Source organism: Cupriavidus sp. SK-3 (assembly GCF_000611145.1).
Lineage (GTDB): Bacteria > Pseudomonadota > Gammaproteobacteria > Burkholderiales > Burkholderiaceae > Cupriavidus.
The window spans coordinates 27,755-42,220 of the sequence record NZ_JFJV02000185.1 but is presented as its reverse complement, the minus strand read 5'-3'; the positions used below and the strand labels follow the sequence as shown (position 1 = coordinate 42,220).

Below are 14,466 nucleotides of genomic sequence, written 5' to 3'. Positions count from 1 at the left end.
CCGGAGGACATCATGAGCAACGAGAATTTCCTCCTGTCCGTACAGGGGGTCAACAAGCGATTCGGCGGACTGCAGGCTTTGTCCGACGTGGGCCTGCAGATCAATCCGGGCGAAATCTACGGCCTGATCGGTCCCAACGGGGCCGGCAAGACCACCTTCTTCAACGTGATCACCGGCCTGTACACGCCGGATTCCGGCGAGTTCGTGCTGGGCGGAAAGCGCTACCAGCCCACCGCCGTACACGAAGTCGCCAAGGCGGGCATTGCCCGCACCTTCCAGAACATCCGCCTGTTCGGCGAGATGACCGCGCTGGAGAACGTGATGGTGGGGCGCCATGTGCGCACCAAGGCGGGCCTGCTCGGCGCGGTATTCCGTCCGCCCTCGGTGCGGCGCGAAGAAGAGTCGGTGGAAGACTGGGCGCACGACCTGCTGGAGTATGTCGGCATCGGCAAGTACGCCCACTTCACCTCGCGCAACCTTTCCTACGGCCATCAGCGCCGCCTGGAAATCGCGCGGGCGCTCGCCACCGAGCCCAAGCTGCTGGCGCTGGATGAACCCGCCGCCGGCATGAACGCAACCGAAAAAGTGGAACTGCGTGGCCTGCTCGACAAGATCCGCGCCGACGGCAAGACCATCCTGCTGATCGAGCACGACGTAAAGCTGGTGATGGGCTTGTGCAACCGCCTGACCGTGCTCGACTACGGCAAGGTCATCGCGCAGGGCCTGCCGCACGAAGTTCAGAGCAATCCAGCGGTGATCGAGGCTTACCTCGGTACCCCGGCGCACTGACGGGGGAAACAGACAATGAAACAAACGCTACTGAAGATATCCGGCCTGAAGGTCGCTTACGGCGGCATCCAGGCGGTCAAGGGCATCGACCTCGAGATCCGGGAAGGCGAACTGGTCACGCTGATCGGCGCCAACGGCGCCGGCAAAACCACCACCATGAAGGCCATCACCGGGCTGCAGGGCTGGGCTGGCGGCGATGTGGAATACATGGGCAAGTCCATCAAGGGCGTGCCCAGCTACACGCTGCTCAAGCAAGGGCTGGCGATGGTGCCGGAAGGGCGCGGCGTGTTCGCGCGCATGACCATCACCGAGAACCTGCAGATGGGCGCGTACACGCGCACGGACGAGGCCGGCATCAAGTCCGACATCGACCGCATGTTCGGCGTCTTCCCGCGCCTGAAAGAGCGTGCCAACCAGCTGGCGGGCACCATGTCGGGCGGCGAACAGCAAATGCTGGCCATGGCGCGCGCGCTGATGAGCCAGCCCAAGCTGCTGCTGCTCGATGAGCCGTCGATGGGGCTGTCGCCGATCATGGTGGCGAAGATCTTCGAGGTGGTGCGCGACGTCTCCGCGCTGGGCGTGACCGTGCTGCTGGTGGAGCAGAATGCGCGGCTGGCGCTGCAGGCCGCGCACCGCGGCTATGTGATGGAATCCGGCCTGGTCACCATGAGCGGCGACGCCAAGGAGATGCTGGACGATCCGAAGGTGCGCGCGGCGTATCTGGGCGAGTGATGTTGCCCGTTTAACCCGCGTGTTTGCAAGAAAGGCCCCGCAACTGTTTGCGGGGCCTTTTTCTTTACGTTGACCCGGTGACCCGGCGATGGGCCGGGCTTCAGATGAGACTCAGCCCAGCTTTTTCAGCAGCGTGCGCAGCTTGCCGATCATCAGGTCGATCTCTTCCGTGGTCACGTTCAGCGCGGGCATGAAACGCAGCAGGTTGGGGCGCGGCGAGTTCAGCAGCAGGCCTTCCGGCTGCATGTCGCGCGCTTCTTCCACCAGCTGCGGGCCGATGTCCTTGTCGAGCACCAGCGCGCGCAGCAGGCCTTCGCCGCGTTCGCCGCCCAGGCCGAACTCGGACGACAGTGCCAGCAATTGCTCGCGCAGGTAAGCCCCTTTTTCCTGCACGCTTTGCAGGAAGCCGGGCGCGGTCAGTTGCGTCATCACGGCGCTGCCGACCGCCGTCATCACCGGGTTGCCGTTGTAGGTGCCGCCCTGGTCGCCGGCCTCGAAGCTGGCCACTTCAGCCTTGCACAGCAGCGCCGCCAGAGGCACGCCGCCGCCGATGCCCTTGCCCAGCGTCATGATGTCCGGTTCCACGCCCGACAGCTCATAGGCGAACATCGTGCCACAGCGTCCGCAGCCGGTCTGCACTTCGTCGACGATGAACAGCAGCTTGTGCTTGTCGGCCAGCTTGCGCAGGCCTTGCATGAATTCGCGCGAGGCGGGGATCACGCCGCCTTCGCCCTGCACCGGCTCCAGCATGATCGCCACGGTCTTGTCGTTGATCAGCTTTTCCACCGATGCCAGGTCGTTCAGGTCGGCCTTGGGGAAGCCCGGCACCTGGGGCGCGAAGATGGTGTCCCAGCCGGCCTTGCCCGACGCGCTCATGGTGGCGAGCGTGCGGCCGTGGAAGCTGTGGTCCATGGTGATGATCTCGAACGCGCCGTTCTTGTGCTTGCGGCCCCATTTGCGCGCCAGCTTGATCGCGCCTTCGTTGGCCTCGGCGCCGCTGTTGGCGAAGAAGACCTTGTCGAAGCAGCTGCTGTCGGTGAGCTGCTTGGCCAGCTTGAGCATGGGCTCGTTGTAGAACGCCGGGCTCGGGTTGAACAGCTTTTGCGACTGCGCCACCAGCGCGTCGATCATGCCCTGGTTGGAGTGCCCCAGGCAGTTGACCGCCCAGCCTTGCACGAAGTCCAGGTATCGCTTGCCGTTATGGTCCGTGAGCCACGAGCCCTTGCCTTCGGTAAAGACGAGCTCGGGCCGGTTGGTGATGTACATCAGGGATTGGACGGGGTACTCAGCAAATGCCATGGCGGACTCCAGGGGTCGGCGTGAAACAGGGGAGAGGAGAGCGGAAAAACAAAAAGCCACGGGGGTTGCCCGTGGCTTGTCGACCTGAACAGATGCTATGGACGGTCAGCCGCGAGGCACCCCGGTGGGGAGCAACGTACGGTAGCTGCGTCGATTGATAGCGTAGTTCATGGCGGCCAATATAAGGCGCATGCGCCCGGCTGTCAAAACGAATTTTGGTCGGGCCGGGCATTGTTGCAGCGTGGGGACGGACCGGGTGGCGTTCAGGCCGCCGGTGCCGCCGCCGCGGGAGCCGGGTGCATATCGGCCTCCGAGGTGAACGAGTCGGCGAAGAAGGCGTCTTCGTGCAGGTCGCAGCGCAGGGAAAAGTCCTTGCGCGCGGCATTGATCATCACCGGCGCGCCGCAGGCGTAGACCTCGAAGCCGGACAGGTCCGGGTGGTCTTCCATCACGGCTTCGTGGACGAAGCCCGTGCGGCCGTCCCAGTCGTCGCTGGCCTGCGCGTCGGAGATCACCGGCACGTAGCGGAAGTTGGGCAGATCGCGCGCCCATTGTTCGCACAGCGTGTGCATATAGAGGTCGCGCGGGCGGCGGCCGCCCCAGTACAGCGTCATCGGGCGGGTGATGCCGGTGTAGACCGCATGCTCGACGATGGCCTTGATCGGCGCGAAGCCGGTGCCGGAGGCCAGCAGGATGATGGGCTTGTCGGAATCCTCGCGCAGGAAGAAGCTGCCCAGCGGGCCCTCGAAGCGCAGGATATCGCGCTCCTTCATGGCCGGCTGGCCGTCCTTCGCGCCGAACACGTAGTCGGTGAAGGTGCCGCCCGGCATATGGCGGATATGCAGCTCGATCGGGCCTTCCTGGTGGGGCGGCGTGGCGATCGAGTAGCTGCGGCGCTTGCCGTCGCGCAGCAGGAATTCAACGTACTGGCCGGCCAGGAACTGCATGCGCTCGGTGGCGGGCAGCTGCAGGCGCGCGACGACGACGTCGTCGGCCACGCGCTCCATCGAGGCGACGCGGCACGGGATCTTCTTGATGGGAATATCGCCGGCGCCCTGCACCTCGCGGCATTCGATGGTGACGTCCGAGGTGGCCGTGGCGCAGCAGAACAGCGCGCGGCCCTCGGTTTTCTCCTGCGCGGAAAGCGCAGATGCGGCATGATCGCCCTGGACGATGCCGCCGGCGGTGACACGGCCCTTGCAGGATCCGCACGCGCCGTTCTTGCAGCCGTAGGGCAGGCCGATGCTGTGGCGCAGGGCCGCGCTGAGGATGGTTTCGTCCGCGGCCGCTTCGAACTGGCGGCCGCTGGGCATGACGGTAACTTGATAAGCCATGATCACTCTATGAGCAAAAATCTGTCGCGACGCCGCCTGGGTCGCCCGCGCCTTCTCATCGTCGGCTGTGGGGATGTGGGCACACGTTGCCTGCGTATTCTGTCGACGCGCTGGCGCGTCTTTGCCGTCACTTCGCAGCCGTCCCGCCGCACTGTATTGCGGGACAACGGCGCGGTGCCGCTGGTAGCCGACCTGGACCGGCCCGCCACGCTGGCGCGCCTTGCCCGCCTGGCCGGCAAGGTGCTCCACCTGGCGCCGCCACCCGCACGCGGCGAGGGCGATCCGCGCACGCTGGCGCTGTTGCGCGCATTGCGGCGCGCTGCCTGGCGGCGGTCTCCCGCGCGGGCTGGCGGATGGTCTGCCAAGCCCGACATTCTACCCGAGCGGGGCGGCAGGGGGGCCGCCGCAAGCCCTGCGCGGCCTGTCTTTGTCTACGCCAGCACCTCCGGCGTGTACGGCGACCGCGGCGGCGCCCGGCTGGCGGAATCGCACGCGGTGCGCCCGCAAACCGCGCGCGCCCGGCGCCGCGTGGCGGCCGAGCGCGCCGTGCGGGACTTCGGCCGCCACGCCGGCTGGCGCAGCTCGATCGTGCGCATCCCCGGCATCTATGCCGAGGACAGGCTGCCGCTGGCCCGCCTGACCAAAGGCACGCCGGCGCTGGCGCCGCAGGACGATGTCTATACCAACCACATCCATGCCTTTGACCTGGCTCGCACCATGGTGGCGGCGCTGTTCCGCGGCCGGCCCCAGCGGGTGGTGCACGCCAGCGACGATTCCGAGATGCGCATGGCTGACTATTTCGACCTGGTGGCCGACCGCCGCGGCCTGCCGCGCCCGCCGCGCCTGAGCCGTGCGCAGTTGCGCGAGGCGGTCGAGCCCACCTTGCTCAGCTTCATGAGCGAATCGCGGCGGCTGGAAAATGCCCGCCTCAAACGCGAGTTGCGCCTGCGCCTGCGTTATCCCACCGTGGCGTCGTTCTTCGACGCCTGAACGAAGCCGGGGCTGCGGCCCCGAGCGTCTCTCCGTCGGGGGCGGTGCCGCCGGCACTTCCGCGGACGGTACCTCTGAAATCTCTGTGGCACGTCGTTTGCATAGAGGTTGCCGCTCGATCCTGTATAGACAGCAAGTGATGTCTCGTTGACGGAAAGACACCGCTTTGGTGCACCCGGTGTGCCTTATCCCGGCGCTTGCGCCCTGCGAGAGTGCGCCCGGCGCATGACGCGGAGTAGTGTTTTCCCTAGATGTGTGGCCGATGCGCGGCCTGCCGCGCATCAAGTGCCGGCAACGCCAATTCCGCCTGCCGCCTCGGGTTAACTACTGCATTGACTTGTATATACAGGGTTGCTAAATTGCCTGGCAAATGACCGGCGCCGCAAGTACGGCACCGCCCGAGCCGGGCGATCCGGCCGCCGCCAATGCCGGCGCGGCCTCGTTCGCATCACACCAAAGGAGCCAGGAAGATGGGATTTCGTATCCGTAGCGGTAAGTCGCTAGCCGCCGCCGTTGCAGCAGTCGCCATGCTGGGTGCCGCCGGCGCCGCCCAGGCGCAAGCCACCCAGGTCACGCTGGGCATGAGCGGGTGGACCGGTTTCGCGCCGCTGACGCTGGCCGACAAGGCCGGCATCTTCAAGAAGCACGGTGTCGACGTCGACATCAAGATGATTCCGCAGAAGGACCGTCACCTGGCGCTCGCCTCCGGCGCGATCCAGTGCGCGGCCACCACGGTCGAGACCCACGTGGCCTGGAACGCCAACGGCGTGCCCATCACCCAGATCGTGCAGCTGGACAAGTCCTACGGTGCCGACGGCCTGGCCGTGCGCGGCGACGTCAAGGGCTTCGCCGACCTCAAGGGCAAGACCGTCGGCGTGGATGCGCCGGGCACCGCGCCGTACTTCGGCCTGGCCTGGATGCTCAAGAAGAACGGCATGACCCTGAAGGACGTCAAGACCACCACGCTGTCGCCGCAGGCAGCCGCGCAGGCCTTCATCTCCGGCCAGAACGATGCCGCCATGACGTATGAGCCGTACCTGTCGTCCGTGCGCCAGAACCCGGACAAGGGCAAGATCCTCGCCACCACGCTCGACTACCCGATGGTGATGGACACCCTGGGCTGCGCGCCCAAGTGGCTCAAGGACAATCCCAAGGCCGCGCAGGCGCTGGTGGACAGCTACTTCGAAGCGCTCGACATGATCAGGCAAGACCCGGCCAAGGCCAATGACATCATGGGCGCGGCGGTCAAGCAAAGCGGCGAGCAGTTCGCCAAGTCGTCCGCCTACCTGCGCTGGCAGGATCGCGAAGCCAACCGCAAGTTCTTCGGCGGCGAGCTGGCCAGCTTCAGCAAGGAAGCGGCGCAGGTGCTGCTGGAAATTGGCGTGATCCGCCAGGTGCCGGACGTTACGGCCCTGTACGACGCGCGCTTCATCAAGTAACGAGGTTGGTGCCATGACGCAGGTTCACATTGGTTCGCCCGCAGCGAATCCAGCTACAAAGCCCGCTCCCGCCGCGGCGAATCCGGCGGCCGCGCGCCGCCATCCGTGGCTCGCGCCGCTGACACCGGTCTCGCAGCAGGCGCGCTGGGTGCTGGGGCTGGGGTTCTTCGTGCTGTTCTTCGGCGTGTGGGCGGCGGTGACCCTCGGCGGCATGGTGCCGCGCACCTTCCTGGCCGATCCGATGACCATGGCGCGCGAAGGCGTGCTGCTGTTCACCGAGTACAACTTTATCGGCGACATCGGCATGACCGTGTGGCGCGTGCTGGGCGGCTTCGTGCTGGCCGCCGCGCTGGCTGTGCCGCTGGGCATCTTCATGGGCGCGTACAAGGCGGCGGAGGCATTCTTCGAGCCCTTCGTCTCGTTCTGCCGCTACCTGCCGGCCTCGGCCTTCATCCCGCTGCTGATCCTGTGGGCCGGCATCGGCGAGGCGCAGAAGGTGCTGGTGATCTTTATCGGCTCGTTCTTCCAGATCGTGCTGATGGTGGCGGTGACGGTGGGCGGCGCGCGGCGTGACCTGGTGGAGGCGGCCTACACGCTGGGCGCCAACAGCAGCGGCATCGTGCGGCGCGTGCTGATTCCCGGCGCCGCGCCGGAGATCGCCGAGATCCTGCGCCTGGTGCTGGGCTGGGCCTGGACCTACGTCATCGTGGCCGAGCTGATCGGCTCGTCTTCCGGCATCGGCCACATGATCACCGACAGCCAGGCGCTGCTCAACACCGGGCAGATCATCTTCGGCATCATCGTGATCGGCTGTATCGGCCTGGTCTCCGACCTGGCTTTCAAGCTGGCCAACCAGCGCCTGTTCCCGTGGAGTTCGATCAAATGAGCGCACTGTCCATCCAGCAGGTCTCCCGTACCTTCGTCAATCCACGCGGCGGCCAGACCCTGGCCTTGCAGCCCACCGATTTCGAGGTGGCGGACAACGACTTCGTCACCATCCTCGGTCCCTCGGGCTGCGGCAAGTCCACGCTGCTGCGCATCGTCGCCGGGCTGGATACGCCCACCACCGGGCGCGTGCTGCTCGATGGCCAGGAAGTCACCGGCCCCGGCGCGGAGCGCGGCATGGTGTTCCAGTCGTACACGCTGTTCCCGTGGCTGACCATCGAGCAGAACGTACGCTTTGGCCTGCGCGAGCGCGGCATGAGCGAGCCGGAGCAGCGCGAGCGCAGCGACTTCTTTATCCAGCGCGTGGGCCTGCGCGGCTTCGAGCATCATTTCCCCAAGCAGCTCTCGGGCGGCATGCAGCAGCGCACGGCCATTGCCCGGGCGCTGGCCAACGATCCCAAGATCCTGCTGCTGGACGAGCCCTTCGGCGCGCTCGACAACCAGACTCGCGTGCTGATGCAGGAGCTGCTGCTGGGCATCTGGGAAGCCTCGCGCAAGACGGTGCTGTTCGTCACGCACGATATCGACGAAGCCATCTTCATGGCCAACCGCGTGGCGGTGTTCTCCGCACGGCCCGGCCGCATCAAGCGCACCATCGATGTGGACTTCCCGCATCCGCGCCACTACACCATCAAGACCTCGCCGGAGTTTTCGGAACTCAAGGCGGTACTGACCGAGGAAATCCGCGCCGAGGCCATGGCCTCCGCCGAGCACTGAGTTGCAAGCCAAGCCATGAAAGCTGCCACCGCCAACCGCCGGGGCGTTCCCGATGCCACTCCCGCCGCGCTCTACCAGCAGGTGAAGGAGTACATCGCGCGCAATATCCAGAGCCGCGCGTGGCAGCCGGGCGACCGCGTGCCGTCCGAGCAGGAACTGGTGACCCGCTTCGGCGTGTCGCGCATGACGGTGAACCGCGCGCTGCGCGAGCTGGCCGAGCAGGGCAGGGTGGTCCGGGTGGCCGGCGTGGGCACGTTCGTGGCCGAGCACAAGCCGCAGTCGACGCTGCTCAGCGTGGTCAACCTGCAGGACGAGATCCGCATGCGTGGCCACGACTACGCCTGCGACGTCATGGTGGTGGAACGCGTGGCGGCCTCCATCGAAGTGGCCGCCGCGCTGGACCTGCGCACCGGCGAGTCGGTGTTCCACTCGGTGTGCGTGCATCGCGAGGACGGCGTGCCGGTGCAACTGGAAGACCGCTACGTCAACCCGCGCGTGGCGCCGGACTTTATCAACCAGGATTTCGTCTCGGTGAAGCCCGGCGAATACCTGCTGCGCCATGTGCCTTACGACCAGATCGAGCACGTGGTCGACGCGATCGCCGCCACGCCCGAGCAGGCCGCGCAACTGGAAATGCCCGGCAGCCAGCCGTGCCTTTTGCTGACCCGCCGCACCTGGACCGGCGGCACGCCCGTCACCTTTGTACGTTGCCTGCACCCCGGCAACCGTTACCGCCTCGGCAGCCGATTCCGCGCCGATGGCAACCCGGCCTTCGGCTGAACCCAGCCGTCCGCCGTTGATTTTTCAGATCCACCAGCCGATGCACGAACCCGGCTGTATAGACAGGGACATACAAATGATCGCCACCCAAGCCACCCAAGCCTCCCGCCCGCTGCTGACCTTGCTGCCCGGCTCCGTCACCCTGGCCGACCTGCGCCGCATCCATCGCGGCGAAGTGCGCCTGGCGATGGATGAATCCGCCTGGCCCGGCGTGCGCGCGTCCCAGGCTACCGTGCAGGACATCATCGACGCCGATGCCGTGGTCTACGGCATCAACACCGGTTTCGGCAAGCTGGCCCAGACGCGCATCCCGCACGACAAGCTGGCCGAGTTGCAGCGCAACCTGGTGCTGTCGCACAGCGTGGGCACTGGCGCCGACCTGGCCGCCGACACCGTGCGCCTGATCCTGGCGATCAAGGCCGTGAGCCTGGCGCGCGGCCATTCGGGCATCCGCCCCGAGATCATCGAGGCACTGCTGGCGCTGGCCAACTCCGGCGTCACGCCCTGCATTCCCGCCAAGGGCTCGGTGGGCGCGTCGGGCGATCTCGCGCCGCTGGCGCATATGTCGTGCACGCTGATCGGCGTGGGCGATGTGATGATCGACGGCGTGCGCCGCCCGGCTGCCGAAGGCCTGGCCCATGCCGGGCTGACGCCGTTCACGCTCGGCCCCAAGGAAGGGCTGGCGCTGCTCAACGGCACCCAGGTTTCCACCGCGCTGGCGCTGGCCGGCCTGTTTGCCGCCGAGGACATCTTCGCCGCGGGACTGGTGGCGGGCGCCTTGTCGCTGGAAGCCATCAAGGGCTCGGTCAAGCCGTTCGACGCCCGTATCCATGCCGCGCGCGGCCAGGCCGGGCAGATTGCCGTGGCCGGCGCCGTGCGCGCGCTGCTCGACGGCAGCAAGATCGTGGATTCGCATGTGACCTGCGGCCGCGTGCAGGACCCGTATTCCATCCGCTGCCAGCCGCAGGTGATGGGCGCCTGCCTGGACAACCTGCAACATGCCGCGCGCGTGCTGCAGATCGAGGCCAATGCCGCGTCGGACAATCCGCTGGTGTTCCCGGAGCAAGGCGACGTGATCTCGGGCGGCAACTTCCACGCCGAGCCGGTGGCCTTCGCCGCTGACATCATCGCCCTGGCCATCGCCGAGATCGGCGCGATCTCCGAGCGCCGCCTCGCGCTGCTGCTCGATTCCGGCCTGTCCGGCCTGCCGCCGTTCCTGGTGCGCGACGGTGGTCTCAATTCCGGCTTCATGATCGCGCAGGTCACCGCCGCCGCGCTGGCCTCCGAGAACAAGTCGCTGGCGCACCCCGCCAGCGTGGATAGCTTGCCTACGTCGGCCAACCAGGAGGACCACGTGTCGATGGCCACCTATGGCGCGCGCCGCCTGGGCGATATGGCGGAGAACACCGCCGTGGTGGTCGGCATCGAAGCCATGGCCGCCGCGCAGGGCATCGAGTTCCATCGCCCGCTGGAGTCCTCGCCGCTGATCGAGATCGAGATCGCGCGCATTCGCGAGCGCGTGGCGTTCGTGGAAGGCGACCGCTACTTCGCGCCGGATATCGAGGCGATGAAGCAGTGGGTGAAGCAGGGCGATGCGGGTGCTGGCTGGCCCGAGTCGGTACGCCAGGTGCTGCCGTCGCAGGCCGGCGTGGCTTGATGCGCGCGCAAAATCCCGAACGCAGGCCGAACCGCTGAACTGAACAGGCAGGAGAACCCCACATGAACGCCAACGAACACCAATTCGCCAAAGCGGTACCCCTGCGCGGCCAGCGCGAGATCCGCGCGCCGCGCGGCACCGAGCTGCACTGCAAGAACTGGCTGATCGAAGCCGCCTACCGCATGATCCAGAACAACCTCGATCCCGACGTGGCCGAGCGCCCGCAGGACCTCGTGGTGTACGGCGGCATCGGCAAGGCGGCGCGCAACTGGGAATGCTTCGACGCCATCCTCGACTGCCTGCGCAACCTGGGTGAAGAGGAATCGCTGCTGGTCCAGTCGGGCAAACCGGTGGGCGTGTTCCGCACCCATGCGGACGCGCCGCGCGTGCTGATCGCCAACTCCAACCTGGTGCCGCACTGGGCCACCTGGGACAAGTTCAACGAGCTGGATCGCGCCGGCCTGATGATGTACGGCCAGATGACCGCCGGCTCGTGGATCTATATCGGCACGCAAGGCATTGTGCAGGGCACCTTCGAGACCTTCGTCGAAGCCGGCCGCCAGCACTACGACAACAATCTCTCCGGCAAATGGATCCTCACCGCCGGCCTGGGCGGCATGGGCGGCGCGCAGACGCTGGCCGGCGTGCTGGCCGGCGCTTGCGTGCTGGCGATCGAATGCCAGGAGTCACGCATCGATTTCCGCCTGCGCACGCGCTACGTCGACAAGAAGGCGACCACCATCGACGAAGCCCTGGCCATGATCGAAGAGGCCACGCGCAACAAGCAGGCCATCTCGGTCGGGCTGCTCGGCAACGCCGCCGAGATCATGCCGGAACTGGTGAAGCGCGCGCAGGCCGGCGGCATGCGCCCGGACATCGTCACCGACCAGACCTCGGCGCACGACCTGGTCAACGGCTACCTGCCGGCGGGCTGGACCGTGGCGCAGTGGGAAGCCGCGCGCACGGCCGATCCGAAGTCGGTCGAGGCAGCGGCCAGGACCTCCATCGTCAGGCACGTGCAGGCCATGCTGGCCTTCCAGCAGATGGGCGTGCCCACGCTGGACTACGGAAACAACATCCGTCAGGTCGCCTTTGACGAAGGCGTGGCCAATGCCTTCGATTTCCCGGGGTTTGTGCCCGCGTATATCCGCCCGCTGTTTTGCCGCGGCAAGGGCCCGTTCCGCTGGGTCGCGCTGTCGGGCGACCCCGAGGACATCTACAAGACCGATGCCAAGATGAAGGAGCTGTTCCCCGAAGACCATCACCTGCACCGCTGGCTCGACATGGCGCGCGACCGCATCGCCTTCCAGGGCCTGCCCGCGCGCATCTGCTGGGTGGGGCTGGACGAGCGCCACCGCGCCGGCCTGGCCTTCAACGAGATGGTGAAGAACGGCGAGCTGAAGGCGCCCGTGGTGATCGGCCGCGACCATCTGGATTGCGGCTCGGTCGCCAGCCCCAACCGCGAGACCGAAGCCATGCGCGACGGCTCCGATGCGGTGTCCGACTGGCCGCTGCTCAACGCGCTGCTCAACACGGCGGGCGGCGCCACCTGGGTCAGCCTGCATCACGGCGGCGGCGTGGGCATGGGCTTCTCGCAGCATTCCGGCGTGGTGATCGTCTGCGACGGCACCGACGCCGCGGCGAAACGTATCGAGCGCGTGCTCTGGAACGACCCCGCCACCGGTGTGATGCGCCATGCCGATGCCGGCTACGAAAGCGCCATCGAATGCGCGCACGAGAGGGGCCTAACCCTGCCGATGGTGCCAAAGGCTGCAGGGGCATGAGCGAAGCAATGGAAGGCCCGCGCGGCCTGGAGTTCTTCTCGCTCGGCGCCCTGCCTGCGCAACCCTGGAAAAACGGCGGCGGCGTCACGCGCGAGATCGCGGCGTGGCCACCGGGCGCCGGCATGGACGCCTTCCAGTGGCGCGTGAGCGTGGCCGATATCGCCGCCGATGGCCCGTTTTCCGCCTTTCCCGGCATCGACCGCCAGATCGCGCTGCTCGACGGCGCGGGCGTTCGCTTGCTGGCGGACGATGGCAGTTTCAACCATCGCCTGGATACCGTGGGCGAGCCGTTCGCCTTTGCGGGCGAGCGCGGCGTGCAGGCGACACTGCTGGATGGCGCCACGCGCGATTTCAATGTGATGACGCGGCGCGGCGCCTGCCGCGCGAGCATCGTAGCGGCGCGCCGCGAATTCACGATTCCCCCCGGCGCGCATGTCGTGCTGCTGTTTGTCATTGAGGGTGCATGGCGCCACGGCATCGCCGGCCAAGGCGGGCAGGCCGTGCTGGCCAGCGACGGCGGCATGTTGTTCGCCGAAGGCGTGGCGGCGCCGTATCGCCTGCAGGCGATGTCCGAGCCCGCGCTCTGCCTTTGCGTCACCCTGGAAATGGAGAACCCGCAATGAACCTGACTCCGGCGCAGGCCGCCGCTTCCCCTTCGTCCGCCGACGGCGTCTGGCATCGCTGCCACCTGCTGCCCGACGGCGATCCCGCCAAGGCGATCCGCGACGCGGCACTGGTCGTGCAACAGGGCCGCATTGCCTGGCTGGGCCCGTTGGCCGAGCTGCCGCGGGACTACGCCGCGCTGCCGCGCTTCGATGCGGGCAATGCGTGGATTACGCCGGGCCTGGTCGATTGCCATACCCACCTGGTGTACGGCGGCCACCGCGCCGATGAGTTCGCCATGCGCCTGGCTGGCGCCGGCTATGAAGAAATCGCCCGCGCCGGCGGCGGCATCGTGTCCACCGTGCGCGCCACGCGCGCCGCCGACGAGGACACCCTGTTCGCGCTGGCCGCCGCGCGCCTCGCGCCGCTGCTGGCCGAGGGCGTGACAACGCTGGAGATCAAGTCCGGCTATGGCCTTGACCTCGCCAGCGAGCGCAAGCAGTTGCGCGTTGCGCGCCGCCTCGGCGAAGCCTTCGGCGTAACGGTGCACACCACGTTCCTCGGCGCGCACGCGTTGCCGCCGGAATACGCGGGCCGCGCCGACGACTACATCGCGCTGGTGTGCGACACCATGATGCCCGCGCTGGCCGAGGAAGGCCTGGTCGATGCCGTCGATGCCTTCTGCGAATCCGTCGGCTTCAGCCTGGCGCAGACCGGGCGCGTCTTCCAGGCGGCCGAGCGCCTTGGCCTGCGCGTCAAGCTGCACGCCGAGCAGCTCAGCAACCTGGGGGGCAGTGCGCTGGCAGCGCGCCACCGTGCGCTGTCCGCCGATCACCTGGAGCATCTCGACGAAGCCGGCGTGATGGCGATGGCCGAGTCCGGCACGGTGGCGGTCCTGCTGCCCGGCGCCTATTATTTCCTGCGTGACACCACGTTGCCGCCGATCGGACTGCTGCGCCGGCATGGCGTGCCGATGGCCATTTCCACCGATCACAATCCTGGTACCTCGCCCGTCACTTCGCTGCTGCTGATGATGAATATGGCGTGCACCCTGTTCAGGCTGACCGTGCCCGAAGTCCTGGCGGGCGTCACCACGCACGCCGCGCGCGCGCTGGGCGCGGCGGACCGCCACGGCTTGCTGGCTGCCGGACGCGCGGCCGATTTCGTCCTGTGGCAAGTCGACTCGCCGGCGGAACTGGCTTACTGGTTCGGCCGCAACCCGGCCGCCGCCGTGGTGCGGCAGGGCAAGGTCTATCCCGCTGCCGCGCCGGCGCAAGGAGCCCGGCCATGAGCGCCGGCAGCCTGTTTGCCGCGCAGGCCTTGCTGCCCACGGGCTGGGCCAGCGACGTCCTGCTGGCCTGGGACGAGGCCGGCGCCCTCACCACGGTGCAGGCCGG

Annotated in this window: 13 protein-coding genes; 11 read left to right on the top strand and 2 right to left on the bottom strand. The window is 67.5% G+C overall.

Annotation, left to right across the window (positions count from 1 at the left end):
• Positions 1–12 precede the first annotated feature (12 nt).
• Positions 13–789, top strand: coding sequence for an ABC transporter ATP-binding protein (locus tag CF70_RS17750; protein ID WP_035867341.1), 777 nt, complete (start codon positions 13–15; stop codon positions 787–789).
• A gap of 15 nt (positions 790–804) precedes the next feature.
• Entirely contained in the window at positions 805–1,521 is a 717-nt protein-coding gene (locus CF70_RS17745; RefSeq protein WP_035867340.1) for an ABC transporter ATP-binding protein, read from the top strand.
• A gap of 111 nt (positions 1,522–1,632) precedes the next feature.
• On the opposite strand, the gene CF70_RS17740 is transcribed toward CF70_RS17745, so the two are convergent.
• Both CF70_RS17740 and CF70_RS17735 read right to left on the bottom strand, forming a co-directional pair.
• The gene (locus CF70_RS17740) at positions 1,633–2,820 is read right to left on the bottom strand and encodes an acetylornithine transaminase (protein WP_035867339.1); all 1,188 of its coding nucleotides are present in this window, start codon (positions 2,818–2,820) and stop codon (positions 1,633–1,635) included.
• 263 nt (positions 2,821–3,083) lie between these two features.
• Entirely contained in the window at positions 3,084–4,154 is a 1,071-nt protein-coding gene (locus CF70_RS17735; RefSeq protein ID WP_035867338.1) for a CDP-6-deoxy-delta-3,4-glucoseen reductase, read from the bottom strand.
• A 9-nt stretch (positions 4,155–4,163) separates the two neighbouring features.
• Between CF70_RS17735 and CF70_RS17730 the strand changes: the two genes are divergently transcribed.
• From CF70_RS17730 to hutI, 9 genes are all read left to right on the top strand, one after another.
• Positions 4,164–5,144, top strand: coding sequence for an NAD-dependent epimerase/dehydratase family protein (locus tag CF70_RS17730; protein WP_035867337.1), 981 nt, complete (start codon positions 4,164–4,166; stop codon positions 5,142–5,144).
• 470 nt (positions 5,145–5,614) lie between these two features.
• Positions 5,615–6,583 (top strand): ABC transporter substrate-binding protein, encoded by a 969-nt coding sequence (locus CF70_RS17725; protein WP_051648623.1) that lies wholly within the window; start codon positions 5,615–5,617, stop codon positions 6,581–6,583.
• Positions 6,584–6,596: 13 nt separating this feature from the next.
• Positions 6,597–7,469: an ABC transporter permease gene (locus tag CF70_RS17720; protein ID WP_035867335.1), complete on the top strand. Its 873-nt coding sequence runs from the start codon at positions 6,597–6,599 to the stop codon at positions 7,467–7,469.
• A complete protein-coding gene (locus tag CF70_RS17715; RefSeq protein WP_035867332.1) occupies positions 7,466–8,245 on the top strand; it encodes an ABC transporter ATP-binding protein in 780 nt (259 codons plus the stop codon). The genes CF70_RS17720 and CF70_RS17715 overlap by 4 nt, the downstream gene beginning before the upstream one ends.
• A gap of 15 nt (positions 8,246–8,260) precedes the next feature.
• Complete coding sequence (hutC, locus tag CF70_RS17710; RefSeq protein WP_035867329.1) at positions 8,261–9,025, top strand: histidine utilization repressor; 765 nt, start codon at positions 8,261–8,263, stop codon at positions 9,023–9,025.
• A 76-nt stretch (positions 9,026–9,101) separates the two neighbouring features.
• Entirely contained in the window at positions 9,102–10,682 is a 1,581-nt protein-coding gene (hutH, locus tag CF70_RS17705) for a histidine ammonia-lyase (RefSeq protein ID WP_035867327.1), read from the top strand.
• Positions 10,683–10,744: 62 nt separating this feature from the next.
• A complete protein-coding gene (gene hutU / locus CF70_RS17700; RefSeq protein WP_051648621.1) occupies positions 10,745–12,466 on the top strand; it encodes a urocanate hydratase in 1,722 nt (573 codons plus the stop codon).
• Positions 12,463–13,089 carry a HutD family protein gene (locus CF70_RS17695; protein WP_035867326.1) on the top strand — a complete coding sequence of 209 codons (627 nt, stop codon included), beginning with the start codon at positions 12,463–12,465 and terminating at the stop codon, positions 13,087–13,089. The genes hutU and CF70_RS17695 overlap by 4 nt, the downstream gene beginning before the upstream one ends.
• Complete coding sequence (gene hutI / locus CF70_RS17690; RefSeq protein WP_035867317.1) at positions 13,086–14,360, top strand: imidazolonepropionase; 1,275 nt, start codon at positions 13,086–13,088, stop codon at positions 14,358–14,360. Before CF70_RS17695 ends, hutI begins: the two co-directional genes overlap by 4 nt.
• Positions 14,361–14,466 lie beyond the last annotated feature (106 nt).